Annotated in this window: 20 protein-coding genes and 5 pseudogenes; 16 read left to right on the top strand and 9 right to left on the bottom strand. The window is 34.9% G+C overall.

Translation table 11 applies throughout. The features are described from left to right. Positions 1-8 precede the first annotated feature (8 nt). From recT to DN410_RS03750, 9 genes are all read left to right on the top strand, one after another. On the top strand, positions 9-815 hold the full coding sequence (recT, locus tag DN410_RS03780) for a recombination protein RecT (protein WP_149175409.1): 807 nt from the start codon (positions 9-11) through the stop codon (positions 813-815). Next, complete coding sequence (locus DN410_RS28145; RefSeq protein WP_218947462.1) at positions 808-984, top strand: hypothetical protein; 177 nt, start codon at positions 808-810, stop codon at positions 982-984. The genes recT and DN410_RS28145 overlap by 8 nt, the downstream gene beginning before the upstream one ends. A 5-nt stretch (positions 985-989) precedes the next feature. Beyond that, complete coding sequence (locus tag DN410_RS03775; protein WP_149175408.1) at positions 990-1,805, top strand: DnaD domain protein; 816 nt, start codon at positions 990-992, stop codon at positions 1,803-1,805. A 64-nt stretch (positions 1,806-1,869) separates the two neighbouring features. After that, entirely contained in the window at positions 1,870-2,010 is a 141-nt protein-coding gene (locus tag DN410_RS28315) for a hypothetical protein (protein WP_255446657.1), read from the top strand. A 6-nt stretch (positions 2,011-2,016) separates the two neighbouring features. After that, positions 2,017-2,568, top strand: coding sequence for an ATP-binding protein (locus tag DN410_RS03770; protein WP_255446656.1), 552 nt, complete (start codon positions 2,017-2,019; stop codon positions 2,566-2,568). A gap of 5 nt (positions 2,569-2,573) precedes the next feature. Beyond that, the gene (locus DN410_RS03765) at positions 2,574-2,789 is read left to right on the top strand and encodes a hypothetical protein (RefSeq protein ID WP_149175407.1); all 216 of its coding nucleotides are present in this window, start codon (positions 2,574-2,576) and stop codon (positions 2,787-2,789) included. Between the two features lie 494 nt (positions 2,790-3,283). Further along, positions 3,284-3,727, top strand: a complete 444-nt coding sequence (locus DN410_RS03760; RefSeq protein WP_149175406.1) for a hypothetical protein — start codon at positions 3,284-3,286, stop codon at positions 3,725-3,727. Then, entirely contained in the window at positions 3,720-4,448 is a 729-nt protein-coding gene (locus DN410_RS03755) for a sigma-70 family RNA polymerase sigma factor (protein ID WP_255446655.1), read from the top strand. Before DN410_RS03760 ends, DN410_RS03755 begins: the two co-directional genes overlap by 8 nt. Beyond that, positions 4,445-4,639 carry a hypothetical protein gene (locus DN410_RS03750; RefSeq protein ID WP_149175405.1) on the top strand — a complete coding sequence of 65 codons (195 nt, stop codon included), beginning with the start codon at positions 4,445-4,447 and terminating at the stop codon, positions 4,637-4,639. The genes DN410_RS03755 and DN410_RS03750 overlap by 4 nt, the downstream gene beginning before the upstream one ends. A 433-nt stretch (positions 4,640-5,072) precedes the next feature. On the opposite strand, the gene DN410_RS03745 is transcribed toward DN410_RS03750, so the two are convergent. From DN410_RS03745 to DN410_RS03725, 4 genes are all read right to left on the bottom strand, one after another. Next, the gene (locus DN410_RS03745) at positions 5,073-5,759 is read right to left on the bottom strand and encodes a collagen-like protein (protein WP_149175404.1); all 687 of its coding nucleotides are present in this window, start codon (positions 5,757-5,759) and stop codon (positions 5,073-5,075) included. Between the two features lie 1,648 nt (positions 5,760-7,407). Beyond that, the gene (locus tag DN410_RS03735) at positions 7,408-7,965 is read right to left on the bottom strand and encodes a hypothetical protein (protein WP_149175403.1); all 558 of its coding nucleotides are present in this window, start codon (positions 7,963-7,965) and stop codon (positions 7,408-7,410) included. Positions 7,966-9,639: 1,674 nt separating this feature from the next. Next, positions 9,640-9,939, bottom strand: a complete 300-nt coding sequence (locus DN410_RS03730) for a hypothetical protein (protein ID WP_149175402.1) — start codon at positions 9,937-9,939, stop codon at positions 9,640-9,642. A gap of 80 nt (positions 9,940-10,019) precedes the next feature. Then, the gene (locus DN410_RS03725) at positions 10,020-10,241 is read right to left on the bottom strand and encodes a hypothetical protein (protein ID WP_000807684.1); all 222 of its coding nucleotides are present in this window, start codon (positions 10,239-10,241) and stop codon (positions 10,020-10,022) included. Between the two features lie 723 nt (positions 10,242-10,964). Between DN410_RS03725 and DN410_RS03715 the strand changes: the two are divergent. Both DN410_RS03715 and DN410_RS03710 read left to right on the top strand, forming a co-directional pair. Then, a pseudogene (locus DN410_RS03715) lies at positions 10,965-11,862 on the top strand (FtsK/SpoIIIE domain-containing protein); the annotation flags it as partial. A 31-nt stretch (positions 11,863-11,893) separates the two neighbouring features. After that, positions 11,894-12,422: pseudogene (locus DN410_RS03710) on the top strand (replication-relaxation family protein). A 184-nt stretch (positions 12,423-12,606) separates the two neighbouring features. On the opposite strand, the gene DN410_RS03705 reads toward DN410_RS03710, so the two are convergent. After that, positions 12,607-12,807 (bottom strand): DUF1657 domain-containing protein, encoded by a 201-nt coding sequence (locus tag DN410_RS03705; protein ID WP_097903137.1) that lies wholly within the window; start codon positions 12,805-12,807, stop codon positions 12,607-12,609. A gap of 360 nt (positions 12,808-13,167) precedes the next feature. Between DN410_RS03705 and DN410_RS03700 the strand changes: the two genes are divergently transcribed. From DN410_RS03700 to DN410_RS03690, 3 genes and pseudogenes are all read left to right on the top strand, one after another. Next, on the top strand, positions 13,168-14,394 hold the full coding sequence (locus tag DN410_RS03700) for a phospholipase D-like domain-containing protein (RefSeq protein WP_149175400.1): 1,227 nt from the start codon (positions 13,168-13,170) through the stop codon (positions 14,392-14,394). 389 nt (positions 14,395-14,783) lie between these two features. After that, positions 14,784-15,071: a gamma-type small acid-soluble spore protein gene (locus DN410_RS03695; RefSeq protein WP_149175399.1), complete on the top strand. Its 288-nt coding sequence runs from the start codon at positions 14,784-14,786 to the stop codon at positions 15,069-15,071. A gap of 54 nt (positions 15,072-15,125) precedes the next feature. Beyond that, a pseudogene (locus DN410_RS03690) lies at positions 15,126-15,419 on the top strand (replication-relaxation family protein); the annotation flags it as partial. A gap of 297 nt (positions 15,420-15,716) precedes the next feature. Here the strand turns inward: DN410_RS03690 and DN410_RS03685 are convergent. Then, a complete protein-coding gene (locus DN410_RS03685) occupies positions 15,717-16,883 on the bottom strand; it encodes a serine hydrolase domain-containing protein (RefSeq protein WP_149175398.1) in 1,167 nt (388 codons plus the stop codon). A gap of 530 nt (positions 16,884-17,413) precedes the next feature. Between DN410_RS03685 and DN410_RS03680 the strand changes: the two genes are divergently transcribed. Next, positions 17,414-18,100 carry an IS6 family transposase gene (locus DN410_RS03680; RefSeq protein WP_149175397.1) on the top strand — a complete coding sequence of 229 codons (687 nt, stop codon included), beginning with the start codon at positions 17,414-17,416 and terminating at the stop codon, positions 18,098-18,100. 26 nt (positions 18,101-18,126) lie between these two features. Here DN410_RS03680 and DN410_RS03675 read toward each other — a convergent pair whose 3' ends face one another. The 3 genes and pseudogenes from DN410_RS03675 to DN410_RS28305 all read right to left on the bottom strand — a co-directional run bounded on the left by DN410_RS03675 (position 18,127) and on the right by DN410_RS28305 (position 19,164). Continuing rightward, positions 18,127-18,339, bottom strand: coding sequence for a hypothetical protein (locus DN410_RS03675; RefSeq protein ID WP_149175396.1), 213 nt, complete (start codon positions 18,337-18,339; stop codon positions 18,127-18,129). A gap of 375 nt (positions 18,340-18,714) precedes the next feature. Beyond that, positions 18,715-18,819, bottom strand: a pseudogene (locus DN410_RS28310) (thioredoxin domain-containing protein); the annotation flags it as partial. A gap of 40 nt (positions 18,820-18,859) precedes the next feature. Then, a pseudogene (locus tag DN410_RS28305) lies at positions 18,860-19,164 on the bottom strand (site-specific integrase). A 383-nt stretch (positions 19,165-19,547) separates the two neighbouring features. Between DN410_RS28305 and DN410_RS27825 the strand changes: the two are divergent. After that, positions 19,548-19,685, top strand: a complete 138-nt coding sequence (locus DN410_RS27825; protein WP_179958574.1) for a hypothetical protein — start codon at positions 19,548-19,550, stop codon at positions 19,683-19,685. Positions 19,686-19,787 lie beyond the last annotated feature (102 nt).

Here is a 19,787-nt window from a genome sequence, read left to right as displayed (position 1 = left end):
AATAAATAATGGCAACTAACAAAGATGTTAAAAATCAATTAGCGGCTCGTAAGTCAAGTGCACCAGTAACACCTGAACAAACAGTGGAAGCGTATATGAAGAAAATGGCCCCGCGTTTTGCGGAAGTATTACCAAAGCATATGAGCATGGATCGTATGAGCCGAATTGCACTAACAACGATTCGTACAAATCAAAAGTTGCTTGAATGCAAAGTACCATCGCTTATGGGAGCTGTTATGCAAGCCGTACAATTAGGGCTTGAGCCTGGATTACTAGGACATTGCTATATCTTACCATACAAGAGTGAAGCGACTTTCATTATCGGATATAAAGGCATGATTGATTTAGCAAGACGTTCTGGTCATATCCAAAGCATTTACGCGCATGCTGTTTATGAAAATGATGAGTTCGAATATGAGCTCGGTTTGCATCCACAACTAAAACATAAGCCATCATTCGGTGAACGTGGTGAATTTATTGGTGCTTATGCAGTCGCGCATTTCAAAGATGGTGGGCATCAAATGGAATTTATGCCGAAAAGTGAAATTGAAAAGCGTCGTCAACGTTCAGCAGCAGCTAATTCAAGTTATAGTCCATGGGCAAGTGACTATGATGAGATGGCGAAGAAAACAGTGGTTCGTTACATGTTTAAATACTTACCAATCAGTATCGAAGTTCAGTCACAAGCGCAGCATGACGAAGTTGTTCGCAAAGATATCACAGAAGAACCGGAATTTATCGAAGCTGATCTAATTGAAGTGGAACAGTCAGTTGAAGGGAATGAACAAAAAGATTTCGTGATTGAAGGTGAGTAACAAATCAAAGGTGCTTCTCTCTCGCAAATTGTGGGAGAGAGCACAATTAAAAGATGAGTTGAAACAGTCGATTGCACGTTATATACAAACTGGTTATCCAGGTTATCGGATAGAGAAAGTCATTAAGGAAAATGAGTCTTACATCGCGATTCGCAGCATAAGGGGGTAGGTGGGATGGCAACTTTTAGAGTTAGCAAGGATAAAAATTATACAACCATCAATAATACAGGTTTTCGTGATGATCGTTTAAGTTGGAAAGCGAAAGGCATTTTAGCCTATATATTATCACTTCCTGATGATTGGTTTTTTTACATGGAAGAGATAGCTACACACTCGAAAGATAAAATAAGTAGCTTGTATTCAGGTATGAAGGAACTTAAAGAACATGGATATGTCAAAAGGTTTCCTATAAAAGATGAGAAAGGAAAAATCACTAAGTGGGACACCGTTATATACGAAGTTCCACAAACAGAAAAACCACAAGTGGAAAACCCACATGTAGAAATTCCACAAATGGTCGAGCCACATATGGAAAATCAAACACTACTAAGTACTAATAATTTACTAAGTACTAATCTAACTAATGATGATGTAGATAAGCATCCTCTGATAGATGGAGAATTTCAAAAAAGTTATAACTACCTTTTACAGAACAACATCCCGTTAAGTGAAACAGCTATGCAGGACCTTGGAGAATTTAATGATGTATTTGGTAGCCAAATCATTATGGAAGCTGTCGATAGAGCGGTTGATCAGAACGCAAAACGATGGAAATACATTAGCAGTATTTTATTCAACTGGCAAAAAAGTAACGTGAAAACAATGGCAGATGTAATCAAGCTAGATGAGGATTATAAAAACCAAAGAGGTGGTGTAGGCAATGCAACACGTCGGGGACGCACTGGCAGAGGTTATGGTACGAGCAGAAGCTATGAGGAAGAAAATGCAAGCAGAGAACGCAACATGCCAAGCTTCATTAAACGAGTATAGATGCGTAAAGTGTCATGATTCAGAAGTGGTTTTTTACGAGGAAGTTAATCAATTCAGTATGCGAGTGGCTATGCAAAAGGATTGTGAATGTAAAGCGCAGCGAGTACTAGAACGCAGATTAAAAAACGCGATGATTCCAGAAGAATTTACAGATGCTCGGTTTGATTCTTACAAACGAGAAACAGACGAACAAAAGCTTCTGTAGAGCACGATGGGAAAATACTTGCAAAACTTCAAAGAGATCAAGGAAACAAAACAAAATAGCCTGGGTTTCATCGCGACATTTGGAGAGCTTCGGATTAAACAACTAGAGCCAACAAAGCGCGCGCAAGCGAAGAGAGAACACAATAGCTTTGGGCTTGGTAAAACACATCTTCAAGTAGCTGCAGCAAAGTATCTCATGAAGCGAGGGCATAGTTTACTGCTTATATCAGACGGAACTTTCATGGATGATCTCATTGCAGCCAAGATGATGAACGATGATAAGAAAGAATTTAACCGGTTGTTAAACCACGCAAAACAAGTAGAGGTTCTCATCTGGGATGACTTAGGGAAGTCAAAATGGTCAGAAGCGAAAGAGAACCTCTACTATCAAATCATTGATTATAGGTATCGTCATAATTTGCCGATTTTATATAGCTCAAATGAAGATGATGAAACATTACCTGAAAAGATTGGTTATGCAGCAAAGAGTCGATTATTTGGAATGAGTAAACATTACTTAATCGCTGTAGAAGGCGATGATTATCGTGAAAAGGAGTGAAGAAAATGTGCATGATATACAGTAACACTGGTGTGATTCATAAAGAAATTTATCCTGGGATGATAACGATTGAGGGTTGTACTTGTGAGATGGCAAAGCAGCAAGAAGCTACACAAAAAGAACATTGGGGAGCTTGGTTACAAAGGTTTGCAGAATGGGAAAAGGGGTGCAGCGTGAGCAATGTTGTTCGAGGCTATCCAAAAGGAAAGTACGCAGTATAAGTAAAAAAGGACAAGCAGTTGTACCTGCTGTCCTTTATAGGAGAAAAATTATTCTGGATTAGAACTACGAATAACCAGAAAAAACGCTTTTAACCAGTGTTGTCAAAGATGTAATAATCTATGCAACAAATGACCTTAGAAGGAATTCAAAACACCAAAATGGCTTGCATTGGTAAACAGGCTCAAAAGTAGTATATGCAAAATAAAAAATCCCATACAAAAAGCAGACAACAATTTTGGTTGTCTGCCAGTGAGTTGAATGAGTTAGCTAATTGTGATAAATTGCTTTCCCATTACAAGAAGAGTGAAGCTGCTAGTCAAACAGCTTGTAGATAGTATTTTCGAAATTTTAAAAAATATAAAGAGAAAGCAGATAAGTGAAGAACCTACCTGCTTACTACTGTAAAAAAAGAAAGAAGTACCAGCCGTGGATTGAGCAGCTTGGAAGTAGTATGTATTGATTTGGAAAAATTATTCAAGGGGTGAAGAGAAGAATGGCATCGATAGTGAATAGTGTATGTGAAATAATTCGGTTAATAAGTGAAACGAAAGTAAAACGCATCCAAATCACATACGAAATTGGAGATATCATCGAGCAGAAATGTAGACGTTGTTATTACAATCGTTCAGAAAAAGAATGTTTTAGTATCAGTGTTTGTAATAATTGCCCGACTGGCGAAGAATTACGCCAGTTGAGTAGGTATCTTGATACGCAGCAGAAAAATCGCGGTGGAAAACGAAAGGATATACCTATTGGACTTACTCCAGAGCGTGTACGCGAATTGAATCAGAAAGGCATCCCAGATAAAGATATCAGCATTATGTATGATCGTAGTCCTTCTTATGTCGGGAAAATGAAACAACAATGGAAACAAGCTGGTGTTTGGAAAGGACCAACTTTAATGTGGGAAATCAAAAGGAGTGGGGAGAATGACTGAAACGGTTGATGTGAAAGCCATGTCGGATGATGGGTTTATGAAAAAATACAAAAATCTAGTTTATAATTTCGTTTGGAAAAAATACAGTTCGACTGCTGAAGTGATAAAAAGTAATACGGGATTAGAAGTAGATGATTTAATTCAATACGGCATGATCGGTTTACTGAAAGCGAGAGAGGGTTTTGATCCTGCATATGGATGCAAATTTTCTACCTACGCCATTCCAAAGATATTCGGCATAATTGCAGTGAACATTAGAGACGCTCAAAAGGTAAAGGTACCACGTGATGTTTATTACTTAAAAGGGAAAATCATGAATCAGGGACTTTTGGGAGAGAAACCAGAAGAAATTAGTAAGCAGTTAGATGTACCCCTACAAGAGATTGAAAAAGCCTTGCAGTATCAACAAATAACAAAATCATTACATGAGGTAGCTCATTCAGCTGGGAATGGCGACGATGATTTAACAATAGAACAAATGCTGGTTGATGAACGGTTAATGAGTAAAACAGAAGAGATTGAGAATGAAATGTTGGTTAATTCTTTTGTTCGGACTTTACCGGATCGAGAAATGATTGTATGGGATATGTACTCACAAAACAAGCCACAACAAGAAATCAGCAATCACGCCGGAGTGAGCCAACCACATATTAGCCGCATCTTAAAACGAATCAACGAACGAGCTATTGCTTTCGGGAAGAGTCAGGGGGGAGCGAGATGATTTTAACAGCATTAGGAATTTATTTAATGCTCGGTTCTTTTTACAGCTATTGGTGTAGAAATAAGGGACTGGATCAAGTAATCGAAAAGGTACCAGCTCCAACAGCTGCTATTATTGCGCTATTCATTCTTTTTTGGGCGTCGATATTGGCTTTAGATATTTATAACCGTTTTTTCAGAAAGAAGGAATAGCAAGTTGAGCATTTATGAAATTAAAGCATAGGGGGAATTAAATTATGTTTTGGTTAGGATGCCTTATAGGCTATTTCCGGTAAAGGAAAAGCACATGGAAATGGTATATGTGGGTCTTTTTTTTAATGGCTCATGAATTGCACCTCTTATTTATTAAATGTCTTATTAATATATGCATTGAGTATTTAAGAGGAATATGGAAATTGTCTACTATTACAAATGAAAGTGGTGGATATTTAAACAAAAACGCTATTTTAATAGCGGGGGCGGAATAGTATACCTAAAGGAGTATACTGTTTACAAAGATATGTATCGAGACTGTACAGGAAAGCGTATGGGAGTGTCTGGTGACTCTTAAAATAAAAAAGAGGGCCAAAAGGCTCTCTTCAATAGTTATTGGGTTCGCCAGCAAAACAAAAAGTTTCAAAATGCATTAAAAATTTTGTGAACATGAAGTACAAGGTCCACCAGTAGGTTGGAATACAACATTATCAACAAAAGCTGTTGCACCTTGCCCTGGAGGTGGCTCAATATTTTGGAAAGAAATACATGCCTCTGTTACACCAGCAGGGATACAAACAACAAGAGTATAACTTTGGAAATTAGATTGTGGTTGTTTATTAACTGGTACAATATGTGGAATATTTAATGATCCAAGTGTTGTAAAAGTAGGAGGACAGCCCTGTCCAAGCTCTGGAAATGATACAGCAGCGACAAGAAATGCCCCGTCTCTTACATCGGCAGCAAAAGAAAGCGTAAAACAACATCCTTCCTCAACATCAATGCGTTGACTCAAGCTTCCGCCTGGTCCAATCGCCGCAGCTAAAAGACTAAACGTATCATCCGGAAGAAAACGACCACTGTGAACATTTGGTTCACCTACTTCTTCAACATCCCCTGTTTGAACCCACCCTGGTACAGTATCACCTGTCACACCTGGGAAGTCAAATCCAGGATTGTCAAGAAGATTTGTACATGGGCAACACGCTACTGCAGTTGGTCCTGTTGGTCCTGTTGGTCCTGTTGGTCCTGTTGGTCCAGTCGGTCCAATTTGAGGTGGGGGTACAGGGGGGAGAAAACACTCACATGGAATATGAAATTTCTTTTTAAATTCACTCATTTTTACACCATCCTTATCATTCACCCACTTACACTCTACAACTTATGAATTAGTTAACACTCAAGTATAAGAAAAAAGCCCTTGAAAATTAAAATAAATAAAAAAATAAGCCCTTATGTCACAAATATAAACCCATTCCATAATATATAAGGAACATGGGTTCACTCTAAAAAGCGTTTAATATATAAGAAGCTCCGCTTCCTGAAACAATATAGTTGAACCTGTAGCTCCTGTTGGTTCTGTTGGTAAAGTGAATGACGAAAAATAGGTAGGAGTGTTGAAGCGATTAAATTTGATTCAACAGCAGTTCCACGGAAAAAATATTTTCTTCATTCATAACTTCACTTCCTGTGATTGCTCGTCATAGGAGGTGAAGTTAGCAAAAAGCAAATTATGAAGTCGGAAAGCAATCATATAAAAGCGTAAGGATTATTAAGGGCAATTAAAGAACGTATTGAAAGTGAAAGGAAAATGTAAGAAGAATTGTACGATCATAGTGGTTGGATGATATACAATAGTGAATAGGTTGAGGTGGACAAGCGGTTGTATTTTATAAATTAAACAAAAATTTCAATTGATAAGTATTCAAAAATCAAAAAAGAGCACTTAATAAAGTGCTCTCGTGACGAGATTCATTTTGTAATGACTATTTCAATTTATAAAGAAAGGAACACAGAATATTATATGTGCGTACAGTCAATTGAGTTCGTTTTATACAAACAAAGAGCAGCTAGCAAAAGCTATCTGCCCCGTTTTGAAGGAGGAATCAATTGTTACAGATTGGCGTATTCAAAGAATGTACAAAATTTCGGGATTTATTCGGGCCCAACTAAAAAGAGCACCTTCAAGTAGTGCTCTCAGTAAGTTGGGCCCTCAGAGAGTAGTGTGGCACACATGATAATATATGTGAGTTATTCATTGAGGTGCAAATACCTAATAAAAACTACACTTTGCACAACAAAGCAGCTAGCAAAAGCTAACTGCAATGAGAAATTTACATTCATGAATTTAAGGAGTATAAATTGCATCGTTAAGTATAGTATGGACAGAAATCTTAAGGTTATGTAATGAAAATTAACAAAGAGTAGCTAGCTGTATTAATGGCTCTTTGTGATACAACCTGGGTAAGAAGCAAAGTGTGCTGTGATTAATATTAGCGGAATATTGAGTTTTATTCTGGTTGTACAAACATAGTTAAAGAAAGAATATAGCATACAACATTGATATCAATGTCAATGCAATCCATCCAATTAAAAGAGCTATATATTTAAAAAAGTTCATAATTACTTCTTTTAGAAATTGATTGCTCTATTCAAGAGAATTTATTGAATTTTTAAAAGTTATTATTTGAATGCAAAAAGAGCGCATATATAAGTATGCTCTTCAATAAGAAAAGCGGATTTCTATGAGTGGAGAGTTTCCATACAATAGCATATGCTTTTCCATTTTAAGGGTGAAAAGTTTTTAACCAAAACGTTATTTGATACTAAAATTATCCGTTTTAAAGGAGCACTATAAAAAGTGCTCCTTTAAAAAAATATTGTTATTTACTTAATTTTAATAATAACTAACAAAAAGAAATTGGAGTTTGCTTACTGTGATATAAGTTGCGGAAAATTTATTACGGCTGGAATTACTGTGAATATTCTTAGTGAAATTGTTGCTGACCTTGTTGGTTACCCATTTGCTGACCTTGTTGGTTACCCATTTGCTGACCTTGTTGGTTACCCATTTGCTGACCTTGTTGGTTACCCATTTGCTGACCTTGTTGGTTACTCATCTGTTGACCTTGTTGGCCACCCATTTGTTGGCTCACTTGATCAACTTGTGATTGAGCCTGAGAAATAGCTTGATTTATTTGACTTAATGTTTGATTAGATTGTAGATACTGTAATCCTTGGTTTAATGTTTGGATGGCTTGTTGAATTGTTTGCTGTAATTGTTGATCAGTTTGTTGCATTTGTTGTTGAGATTGTTGACTAAATTGTTGAAGTTGTTGCATTAATTGGTTAGCTTGTTGTAATCCTTGTTGGCCACCCATTTGTTGATTTTGTTGTAATCCTTGTTGTTGACCTTGAGATGCTTGTGATAAAGATTGATGTAACTGTTGAATTTGATTTTTAAGACTAGTTAATTCTTGTGAAACTTCTAAATCAGCAGCTTTACGTGCCACAGCTTCAACTTTTTTCTCAGTACGTTTGTCCATTTTTAACTCCTCCTTATGTACCCACATAATAGTGTGGAACATTTTTATAATGTACAAATTCTTATTTTTGATACTAAAAAATAAAGTTTAGAGACTAAGGAAGCGAGATATATAAATAGTACTTTAATCGAAAATAGGACAAGTAAAATTGCTTGTCCTAGAAGGAGGGGGATGCTTCAAAACACCAAAATGACTCGTATTGGTAAACAGGTTCCTGAATAGTATGATTCAAATTAAGAAAGGTATACAAAAATAGCAGGCAAAGTTTCTTTGCCTGCTTGTGGGTTAAATGATTTAGCTAATTGTTAAAATTTAACTTACCATTATTTTATAAGAAGAGTGAAGCCACTAGTTCGAATGACTTATAAGTATCGTGTGCAGTTTAACTAAAGATATGTAAAAGAAGCTAAAGAATTTATTTTATAACAAAAAAGAGCGCTATTTGTAAGTGCTCTTGAAAGACGGGCTTCAATAATAACAAGAGATCGATTCAATAGAATAGATGATTTTCTTATTTTAAGGTAAAAATTAAACGTAAAATAGGAGAACAGAGATACATAGGCTGTTCTCCTAAGGAGCCGGAATACTGAATTTAAAGTGCATCTCAAATGACAATCAATCAAGCATTTCATAAATAGTATGTACTTATGTTGAAATTTAATACAGCAAAGCAGTTAGCTAATTAAGCTAACTGCGATGTTCTCAGTACTGTCTCTAAAGGATATGTGATTTGGCACAATTTCATGGGAAAACTAATATGGCTGTTAGCCTACCTATTAGTATGTAAAGTTTTTGGTGCTTTATTCTAGGATTTTATAATAAAGCACCAATGAAAATAATATGGCAGACAGTTAGTAAGTGAGCTGCCTGCCAAATGAATGAACAGCTGTAATTTGGAAAGATTGAGCTACATCTGTAATAGCTCATGAGTATAATAGGTGAAAACTTAAAAGTTTATTCAGTGGATAAAGTGAACTAAATATAAACCTCATTTAAAAATGAAACCAACATGCAAAAAAAGAGCACTGTAAACAAGTGCCCTTTGATAAGGAGGTAACCCGTTGAGCTAAAAACCTTTCAGTACTAAGGTATGTTTAAGGAGTAGGAAATAAAACCAAAAGTGTAGAGGAATAAAAAAGGAAGAGAAAATTCACCTGTCGATGGGTTAGGGGGAGAATGTCTTTTTAGTTGGTATGTAAGTATTATATATTATTAAAATATACAAAAAAGAGCACTTTAAACAAGTACTCTTTGAAAGAGGAGTAATGGTAATGATCTTTAATGAGTCTCGCCTAATAATATATGTGCAACGAACTTAAATGTGAGAGTTGCATACGAAAAGAGCACTTTATATAAGTGCTCTTTATGAGGAAGAATATATGAAACAATTAACAACCCAATACATTTTATGCAAGCATAAGTCAAAATATTTAAGGAATCGGTCTAATTCTTATTTATGAAAAAAGCAGCTAGCAAAAGCTAACTGCTCGACTCTCCAAGGGGATTGGGCAATAAGGTATCTATAGTACTGACGGAATGTTGAGTTTTATTCGGTTGAGCCTAAAAAGAACTGTATATTAGTAGTCTCTTATAGTAACAGTTACTGGCGTTATGTGTAAGAACTACACGTTTATCTTGAAAATAATGATTATTTATTCAAATGTAAATTCACAATTAGAGCACAATCGCATCAATACGCTCACAATTAACTACAGTGATATCTCCGTTTTCACCTATAAATGTAGCGAGGCGTGATCTATTATGGAATCCTACAAATATAGAAGCTTTTAATATTGTGCCGTCAACTAATAGCTGTTTTATTTTTTTTCCTAAGTAAAATGTTTCTAAAAGATAGCAAATATCTTTAGAACCCTCTTTTGGGGTTGGGATAAAAGAAAGTTGGTTATTTGGAAGAGATGTTAGATTAGGATTGAATATTTTGGGAGTAATAGCATAGTTGATGAAAACTGACATTTTTCTGGCTCCTCTATTTTATAATTTATATTGAAATATACTGTATGAAATAGGGCTTTTTTCAAAGCCCTATCTTTACTCTACTCAGCTTCAATTCTAAGCGCTTGAATATCACGACAGTCCAAAACAATTATAGAGCCAGGTTCTGTTGTGTTATCGACAAATGTTACACAAAAATTATCTGGATTAAAATTAGTAAAAATAAGATCCTCTAGTGTTGTTCCCGTAAGGAAAACATCTACTTCTGTACCTAACTGTAATCTTTCTAATTGTTCGCAAACACATTTTGTATGCTCAGCCATATAATAACACCTCCTTTTCTCAATTTACTATTAATATATGTATAAATTAAATAGAACGACTGGAGTAATAGCTTAGTAATATTAATTATTTTGCTAGTTAATATTTTTACAAAATACTCCTTTTATCATAAAGGGTGATGAAATTGGATAAACAGGAACAGATAATGCCCATTAAAGGGTGGATAAGAGAAATACAAAAGAGCAGCTAGCAAAAGCTAACTGCTCATACAAGGAAAACAGAGAAAGATAACCATGTATCTATAGTATTGCCGGAATATTAAGTTTTACCCTATTTAAATCAAAAAATGAATTTAATGATTACGATTCGATTAAAGATACTTAAAACACACTATTAATATTAAGTACAAAAGTAAGAACAATGTAAGTGTGATTGTAATTATACTTCTAATCGTTGTTTTCGCAGTAGTTGGCGTATTCATTCCTATAAGGCCACCAATAAAGGTCCAAGCTGTTAATATCAGTAAAAAAATTATTGGGTCGGTAGAACTCCAATTCATCGCTGTATTAATAGATTCATTTTCAAAGTATAGGATAAGTAAGCCACCACAAATAAATGAAAAAATAAAAGACCATAAGTTTATAGTATATTTCATGATTGCTCCTTTATTAACATGATGTTTTTTACTGAATTTTAGCAAAAAGTAAATGGGATTAATACAAAATAATCCATTTATAATTAATCAGATCGAGCGGAGGGGAACCAAATACGATAATTATAAATTAATGATTCGTGTATTCAGTAAACTTATACCGGAAAAATGGAAATGGTCTACAGAATTGATAACACCAGGTAAGTGGTTAGTTCCTATAGGTCAAAGCCTAGAGAAGTTAATTTCTCATGACTTTGATGAAACACCTCATTTGGCTGTAGGTGGACTAATACGCATGGGGAAGACGGTGTTTTTAAAAAAATTATTTGCGTCATTATCTATAGCAAATCCTGATCACGCTCATTTTTATTTAATGGATTTAAAAGAAGAAGGCCTTGAATTTGGGGAATACGATGACTTGAAACAAGTGGAATATATTGCAAAGACGCCGGATCAAACATATGAAATGTTGTTTAAAGTAATGGAGAAAATGAATGAGCGCGGCAAGTATATGAAAGAAAGACGTTTTAAAAATATTGTTCATACAAAAGAAAGGGATCGATACTTTATTGTTATAGATGAGGGTGCTGTATTAGCTCCGTCAAAAGGATTACCGAGGGCGCACAATAAAATGTTGGAGGAGTCAATACATGCTAAGTCATATTGCACGTGTTGGGGGCGCATTAGGATTTCGCATTATCTTTTGTACACAGTATCCTACAGCTGACACATTGCCTCGAGTAATCAAACAAATGGCCAATGCAAAATTAGGTTTTCGATTACCGACACGAGTGGCATCTGAGGTTGTTATCGATCAGTCCGGATTAGAAACCTTACCCTCGATTCAAGGACGTGCGATATATATGAAGGAAGATCTAACCGAGGTCCAGGTACCATACATCGATGATGAGGTCATGTGGGAACATCTAAAAGAATACGAGGTGGAAAAACATGAACATCCAGAGCCCTATGAAAATCAACCGTCAGATGACGATACTTGCGACGATTAGAAAACTACAGTTTGCAACGAGAAGACATTTAATGAGTGTGCATGATAGGGGTGGAATACGAAATGCAAACCAAATTATGAGTGATTTGAAGCCGTATTTGAGCAAAACCATGCAAGGAAAAGAATACGTATATTATTTGAATAAAGAAGGGCATGCCATGTTTGTTGATGACGGAAAGGTTGTTTCAAAATAAATACAACCATGCATTATTACGGAATGAAGCATGGTTGTATTTATTTTGCCCAGATGATTGGCAAATCGAAACAGATATACGTTATATAAAGAACAGAGAGAAAAAGAAAATAGTTCCTGATGTAAAATTTCGTGATGAAGAAAGGATACTTCATGCAGTCGAGGTAGATCGTTCACAGAAAATGAAAGCGAATGAAGAGAAGTTAAAAAAGTATGAAGAGCTTACGCGGATTTATAAACAGAAGCATAATGGGAAAATGCCGGTGATTCATTTCTTTACGGTAACGAAATACAGAGAAAAGAAATTGGAAGAGTTAGCAGCAAAATATGATATATATGTGAAGATATATGTGATTCCGAGTATATAAGAGTCTAACAAAAAAATAACAGCCTTTACATAGGATTGTTATTTTTACATTCCAAATAAGGCTGTTTATTTCTTTAATCTAGAGATTTTTACATATTACGTGTAATAATTGCATTTTGATAATCGTTATCTAAGCTGAGCACGCTTCCATTTGGTCGATATTCTATGTGAAAGGTATTATGTTATTACTTATACTCAGGCTCTTCTTGTTCAATCTGCTCAAGACGAGGATTTAAAGATTCAATAATTTCTTGAGTTTGTTGTGCTGCACCTTTATATAATTGTTTTGCTTGCTGGTTATCAGTATCAAGAACAAATCCTTCTAGGCATGCTTGAGCACTCTTTAATCCAGCGATAGTTTGTTTAAGTTTAGTGCTTACTGTCATATAATATTTCCTCCTTGTAAATGCATTTCAAAATATAGAATGCCTATTTTGTTATCATAGTACGATTTCCAATTTTAGGGTTATTAGAAATGATAACCCTAAATTAGAGGTATATGAATAAGAAATTTTACAGTTAATTATTTGAAGGAGGATTTTTTAGCCAATAGATACATGGAATATCGTTAAGCGGTGTTATATTAACTCGAATAGAAAATTCATAAGAAAAATCTACCATGTAAGAACGTAATTGACTTACATATTCTATGGAAAAGATTGGATTCATGGATGGATATGGAATAGTTTTGTCCCGATAACAAAAACTAACAGAAAAAGAACGATAATATATAAAGGAGATTAAATATGCTGAAAAAGATAGGGGGAATTCTCCGAGCACTCCTCTTTGTATTTATTGGCGGATGTTTTGTTTTACTTGTTTGGGGTAAAATCGACAGAACAATAGCTGAAAAAAGTGGGAGATTTGACCAGCAGCCTAGCCAATACCCTATTCGTCAGAGTGATATTACTATGTATACAGACGGGAAACAGTTAAACAATCAATTATTCTCAGATATAAAGAAAGCAAAACATTACGTACATATTAACTTTTTCTCTATTGCTGATGATAAAGTAAGTCACCAGTTTCTAGAGTTATTGAGGCAAAAAAGTCAGGAAGGTGTAGAAGTATACTATGCAGTGGACAGGCTAGGTGGAGTTTTACTAAAGAAGAAGGAAAGAGAATTATTAGTTAAAAGAGGAGTGCATTTTACGTATTATAATAAGCCAGCTTTCCCTTATCTTTTTTCTTCTTTGGATCATCGGAATCATCGTCGTATTTCAGTTATTGATGGGAAAATTGGGTACATTGGTGGATTTAACATTGGAAAGAAATATTTAGGGGAAAAGGAAAAACTTGGTTACTGGAGAGATTATCACCTTCAAATACGAGGAGAAGGCGTTCAAGATCTAGAACACCAATTTGTGTTAGACTGGAAGAAAAACTCAGAGGAACCGATTCCGATACACAGTGCGATAAAGGAAAAGGGAGCAACTTCGCATCGATTTACTGCATATTATAGTGGAGAAAAACTTGGGCAAGATTATGCAATGCTGTTTCAACAAGCAAAAGAATCCATCATTATACTAACACCTTATTTTATACCCAAAGATAGAACTATTTGGAACGCATTAGTGGATGCAAGAAAGAGGGGAGTTCGTGTCAAAATTCTGTTCTCACCTCATTCGGATGCACTGTTAGTTAAAGAAGCAGCGTATCCATATATTCGAAAAGCATTAAAACAAGAGATGGAAGTATATGGTTATAAAAGTGGAGTGTTACACGGTAAAGTATTTTTGATTGATGAAAAAGTATTGATGGTTGGGACCGTGAATTTTGATTCGCTCTCGTTTCATTTAAATGAAGAAATGAACTGTTATATTCACGACCCGGTCTATATTTCGAAAATAAAACCAGTGATTACTGCAGACTTACAAAATTCAAAACGAGTAACATCCTCTGACGTCAATCAATTATCTATAAAAGAAAAAATGAAAGAAAAGGTTGCAAAAATGTTTGAGTATTATTTGTGAAAACAAAGGATTTTTATATTAAGGAGTAGTAAACTGCATTTTATTAGAATAAATTAAATTACTGACACTATTTCAAACGGTAGTTTTGGTATAAGGTGCATAATAGTAAAGGGAACAAGCAGAAAAGAAGTGAATTTATAAGATTAAGTTACTTGTCCAACCATAGTGTACTTAACCGAAATACAGTGAGGAAAATATAAATCTATTGAGAATGGATGCGATAATTACTCATGGGAATATCCTTTTTGTGATTTTTTGTAAATGGTCTTTCCTTGTGCATTTAAATAAGGGATTATTACTGCGAGAGATATATGTGTCAATTTAAAAAAATCTGTATGGATATCTTCTTGATAGGTTGGTTATATTACCTGTTGTGGAGGTGACAAATAATGGATAAAAACCAACAAGGTCATAATAAAACAATTTCTGCTGCTCAAAGTACAAATGCTAGCTACGGTACAGAATTTGCAACTGAAACGAATGTACAAGCAGTAAAACAAGCAAACGCACAATCAGAGGCACAGAAAGCACAAGCTTCTGCTGCTCAAAGTGCAAATGCTAGTTATGGTACAGAGTTTGCAACTGAAACAAATGTAAATCAAGTAAAACAACAAAATGCTCAGTCAGCAGCGAAAAAATCACAAGCTTTTGATAAGAATCAGGGCACTGATCAATAACAAAGAAAAATACTCCTCGATTCAAGAGGAGTATTTTTTATGCTGTTTTAATGAGAGTACCGCCATATAAAAAATAAATAGAAGAAAAAGACTATTCCTGATGTGAAGTTTCGAGATGAGGAAGGTATACTCCATGCAGTCGAGGTAGATCGTACGCAGAAGATGAAAATAAATGAAGAGAAGATAAAAAAATATGAAGAGTTCACACAAGTTTATAGACAGAAGCATAATGGGAAAATGCCAGTCATTCATTTTTTTACGGCTACGAAATACAGGGAAAAGAAACTGGAGGAGTTAGCTGGCAAGTATGATGTATATGTGAAGGTCTATGTGATAGCAAGTATATAAGAGCGAAATGAAAAATTAACAGTCCTTTTGTGGGGACATATATCGTTGTAATTCTTCAGCAATCGGTTGAAGTTCATCAAGAATCGAAAGATTCATAAAGAAACGCCATCCTTTCTTATAATTCTACAGAAAGGATAACGCCTTTTTTGCTTTATGAGTAGTGTAAAACCTTAGCGTGATAGCGATGTGGCGATGCCCCAATAACGATTAAATCACATCAAAATCCGTATATACGAAATTTATAAAGTATCTCTTTTATATACAACTATAGCAGAATCCTATTCGCTTTCTTTTCATCTATTTATTAAATTCAATTTTCATCATTTTATTAAACTGCGCAGCAATATCGATCCCACCTAAAGAGTTAATACTGATAGCCAATGTATGTTTGCCTCCAATTACTCCGCCAGCAAAAGTTGTAAATCCAGGAATTCCTCCTCCGTGACCCCAAACTGAAACACCATTTGGAAGTTTAGTCTCATAGATTCCAAGACCATATCCATCACCAACCTCTTTTCCTTCAACAGGAACTGTAGTAAGCATTTCTTTTAGTTGATTTCCCTTCAGTAACTTACCACCGAGTAAAGATGAAAAGAACTTATTTAAATCGTCCGCATTAGAAATCATATCTCCAGCTGAATTAGCTAAACTCGGATTATAATCGGTCATGTCTTTCAACTCACTATTTTCGTCAATTTTCATATAACCCCGGGCATGATTCTTTCCTGGGATAACTGGTGAATTTCCTGGTAAAAACGTATTTGACAGGTCCAAAGGTTCAATAATTCGCTTTTCAATTTCTTCCGCATAACTATTACCAGTTATTTTTTCAATAAGCATTCCCAATATTACGTATCCTGTGTTTGAATACGACCAGCCTTTACCTGGCGAAAAATCTGGAGGCAGAGCAAGTCCTATTTTCACTATTTCTTCTGCTGTATACGTTTTTTTCAAATTCATTATGTCAGCGTCTTTTGACTTTAAGTATTCAGCTATACCACTCGTATGATTCAAAAGTTGACGTATCGTAATTTGATGGCCATCATACCCATTTCCTTGAATGAGACCCGGTAGCCACTTTTCAATTGGATCGTCAAGTTGTACGCGATTTTCTCCTACTAATTGAAGAACAGTCGTGGCAGTAAAAGTCTTCGTCACACTACCAATCCGAAAGCGATAATCCGATTTCATCGGTTTCTTTGTACTTAAATCCGCCACGCCAGCAGTATAACTACTAGTTTTTCCATTGTTATACGCCTTAGCTAATATCCCTGGAGCGCCAAGCTGTACTGTTTCCTGCATTACTTGTTTCCAGCCATTCCGATTCTTTTGATCATGTACTTGTGACGAACTAGATATATTTTGAGCTGACTCTGCTTTCACAGTAAAACCAGGTGTGAATAGAGTAGTACCCGCTAATAAAACTGCTAAACTGGCTAACTTAATTTGATTACGTGTTTTCATAAATATTTTCTCTCCTCTACCAATAATAGTATACATGGTTGAACCATACAGCAATTGGCTTCATCAAAAGTAAAACTTCATTGTTTAATTTGTAATTTCATTCATAGTTAGTATTTTAGCAACACTACTGGACTTAGCACTCTTTGAAATTCACCATTTTTCATATACATGTTCTCCTATGAAGTGAATTCATTTTCTTGAAATCCTCTTCACATTTGTAATATATAAGTTAGCTCTGTTCCCCCCTTTCACGCTACGTTATATCTCGATCATACACAGTGAAATTCTCTTTTTTCTTACCTATTCCTTACAAATTGCTTACGTACAAAAACTTGTAATATAAGGAGGAAATTAATTTCGAATACATGTATTAACAAAAAAGAAACACAGTGTTTTTACTTCTGTGTTTCCAATGTTCTTATATTTTTTGATTTGTTACTATATAGCTTATTTTATTGCTCTACAGGTTCTGTTGCAAAGTTTTTAAAACTTAGCTAAACTTTTGCAAAACAGAGTGAGGAGAATCATAAATGGGATATTTTAAAGGAAAACAGTTCAAGAAAGATATTATTTTGGTAGTCGTCGGCTACTATTGTCGTTTTTCTTTAAGTTATCGAGATGTATCTGAAATCCTGAAGGAACGTGGTGTATCAATTCATCCCACAACGATTATGCGATGGGTGCATGAATATGGCAACCTCATCTATCAAATCTGGAAAAAGAAAAACAAATCTGCACGGTTATCTTGGCATTTGGATGAAACCTACATCAAAGTGAAGAGAGAATGGCGATATCTTTATCGTGCAATTGATAAAGATGGGTACACATTAGATATTCAACTTCGTAAAAAACGAGACAACAAGGCAGCTTATGCCTTTATGAAGCGATTAGTAACAACTTGTGGAGAACCAACGGTTCTCACAACAGATAAAGCACCAGCGCTACTTTGTGTGTTCAAAAAGTTAAAGGAAAATGGATTCTATAACCATACAAAGCATTGTACTATCAAACATCTTAATAATCTTATTGAACAAGGCCATCGGCATGTGAAACGTCGGTTTGTGAAATCGTCTGGGTTTCAAAATCTTCGCCATGCTTCACGTACCTTGAAAGGCGTCGAAACCGCTCATGCCTTATACAGACAAAACAGAAGTCTGAAGCCAGACTCCTGTTTTTCGACATACAATGAATTACAACAATTACTAACCATTGCATAAAATTTAACTATATTTGACTCAACTTTTTATCTGTTAAGAAACCTTGCAACAGAACCAGGTGCAGCAACTGTTTCACCAACTACGGTGTTTACAGAAGAAGGCGGATTTTTTAGTACGAATGTTACTGCTACCGGGCCTGGAAATATAACTCTTATAGCGTCTGGTACGGTAAATGGATTTCTTTTCTTTGGAGAAACGACTACAACTTCACCTTGTCTATGATTAAGTGAAATTCCCATAAGGGGTAGGACTTCATTACTATCAATCTAAAAAATAACCCACCTCAAAACGAAAAAGCTAACTTCTTATCTTTTTTTAGATAAGAAGTTAGCTTTTTGTTTATTACTGATAAGGAAGCGACTATTATAAGTTGTTTCTTTAATTGATGATTTTCGTCATAATGGCAGTACGAGTGATGTGTAAAAGAAGAAATACAATGAAGGTTTTTAGTAGAAGAAAAATAAAAAATTGCTAACAAGTTTGCAAACGAAAATGCAAACTAAACGATTACTTCTTAGTAAAGGTAAGAGGGAAATGGTAGCTGATATATCCTCTAAACCCTTATATATTAATGATTATTAACTTTGCATAACGATGCATAAAACGTACTACTTTACCCGAACGCAATCTGGGCACCAAGTCGTAAAGAACTTAACAACTACCGGCTCCTCACTTGCGATGATGTCTTTGAATTCTTGTTCAGATTTGATTTCTTTCATGTTTTGTTGCTCCTTTTTCACTTATAAGTTTTGGAATAATTCAGGTGGTGTTTTCGTTTGTAAATTGATCCACCGTAGTCTCTTGAAGTCCTTGTACAACATGTGAGTAGGTATCCAGTGTGATACCTACTTTTGTATGTCTTAATCATTCACTTGTAATTTTCAGATATACACCTTAAATTCTAGAAACGAATATTAGGAACCTCACTTTTCTTTATAAGCTTTTTCATGAGCTGTGTCAAACTTCTGAATTTAGGGGTTACCGTTATAGGATGGGCAAATTAAATCATAACTATTGTACCGATCGTCATAACATTCTAGTACCGTTATTAATGACAAGTACAAAAAAGTATGGAGAAATTAGAAATTGGCACTGCAATTTTTTGGGGCAATGAAATTATTAAAACGGAATTTGAATATTGCGAAAAAATCATTAATATATAAATAAAATTAAAAAGTATTTACTTAAAAAAAGCACCCACATGGATGCTTTTTTGTTATATAGAAATTACACACTAAACATATATTAATTCCCTTTGTTACTACACGTTAAGGAATAGTAACAAAACGATGATACCGATGAAACCATATAAAAACAAAAAGAATCCGAATATGGGTAGTTTTGTGTGAAAGTTGAGCATGATAAACCTCCTTTTGTATATAGAAGATTTTAATATATTGTTGGTCTATTTAGAAGAATAACTATAAATTGGATGATTACACATTAAATGTTAATGCGAATGAAAGAATTGCAGTTAAAGATTAATAAACTCGAAAAAAAGCACGATGTGGAAAGTGAGAAACGTGAAATCGTACAATATTCTTGGGATTATTTAGCGGTTAAAAAATCAGGATATAAACGCTGATGAAGTGGAAATAGCTCATTACATCTCTTTTTTGGAGGAGGTAAGTTAGGTTGTTGAAATGGGGAAAGAAACTATTTTGAAGCCCACCTTGTTTGAGACACA

The organism is Bacillus sp. SH5-2 (assembly GCF_008368905.1).
Taxonomy (GTDB): domain Bacteria; phylum Bacillota; class Bacilli; order Bacillales; family Bacillaceae_G; genus Bacillus_A; species Bacillus_A luti.
Note: the sequence above shows the minus strand (reverse complement) of the source record. Positions and strands in the feature narration are given on the sequence as shown.

What these genes read in the sequence shown, in the direction of transcription:
- DN410_RS03695 (WP_149175399.1), top strand. Translation starts at nt 14,784, where the DNA reads ATGGATAAAAACCAACAAGGTCATAATAAAACAATTTCTGCTGCTCAA.
- DN410_RS03700 (WP_149175400.1), top strand. Translation starts at nt 13,168, where the DNA reads ATGCTGAAAAAGATAGGGGGAATTCTCCGAGCACTCCTCTTTGTATTT.
- DN410_RS03730 (WP_149175402.1), bottom strand. Translation starts at nt 9,939, where the DNA reads ATGTCAGTTTTCATCAACTATGCTATTACTCCCAAAATATTCAATCCT.
- DN410_RS27825 (WP_179958574.1), top strand. Translation starts at nt 19,548, where the DNA reads ATGTTAATGCGAATGAAAGAATTGCAGTTAAAGATTAATAAACTCGAA.
- recT (WP_149175409.1), top strand. Translation starts at nt 9, where the DNA reads ATGGCAACTAACAAAGATGTTAAAAATCAATTAGCGGCTCGTAAGTCA.
- DN410_RS03680 (WP_149175397.1), top strand. Translation starts at nt 17,414, where the DNA reads ATGGGATATTTTAAAGGAAAACAGTTCAAGAAAGATATTATTTTGGTA.
- DN410_RS03765 (WP_149175407.1), top strand. Translation starts at nt 2,574, where the DNA reads ATGTGCATGATATACAGTAACACTGGTGTGATTCATAAAGAAATTTAT.
- DN410_RS03750 (WP_149175405.1), top strand. Translation starts at nt 4,445, where the DNA reads ATGATTTTAACAGCATTAGGAATTTATTTAATGCTCGGTTCTTTTTAC.
- DN410_RS03705 (WP_097903137.1), bottom strand. Translation starts at nt 12,807, where the DNA reads ATGACAGTAAGCACTAAACTTAAACAAACTATCGCTGGATTAAAGAGT.
- DN410_RS03770 (WP_255446656.1), top strand. Translation starts at nt 2,017, where the DNA reads ATGGGAAAATACTTGCAAAACTTCAAAGAGATCAAGGAAACAAAACAA.
- DN410_RS03685 (WP_149175398.1), bottom strand. Translation starts at nt 16,883, where the DNA reads ATGAAAACACGTAATCAAATTAAGTTAGCCAGTTTAGCAGTTTTATTA.
- DN410_RS03735 (WP_149175403.1), bottom strand. Translation starts at nt 7,965, where the DNA reads ATGGACAAACGTACTGAGAAAAAAGTTGAAGCTGTGGCACGTAAAGCT.
- DN410_RS03725 (WP_000807684.1), bottom strand. Translation starts at nt 10,241, where the DNA reads ATGGCTGAGCATACAAAATGTGTTTGCGAACAATTAGAAAGATTACAG.
- DN410_RS03745 (WP_149175404.1), bottom strand. Translation starts at nt 5,759, where the DNA reads ATGAGTGAATTTAAAAAGAAATTTCATATTCCATGTGAGTGTTTTCTC.
- DN410_RS03760 (WP_149175406.1), top strand. Translation starts at nt 3,284, where the DNA reads ATGGCATCGATAGTGAATAGTGTATGTGAAATAATTCGGTTAATAAGT.
- DN410_RS03675 (WP_149175396.1), bottom strand. Translation starts at nt 18,339, where the DNA reads ATGGGAATTTCACTTAATCATAGACAAGGTGAAGTTGTAGTCGTTTCT.
- DN410_RS03775 (WP_149175408.1), top strand. Translation starts at nt 990, where the DNA reads ATGGCAACTTTTAGAGTTAGCAAGGATAAAAATTATACAACCATCAAT.
- DN410_RS03755 (WP_255446655.1), top strand. Translation starts at nt 3,720, where the DNA reads ATGACTGAAACGGTTGATGTGAAAGCCATGTCGGATGATGGGTTTATG.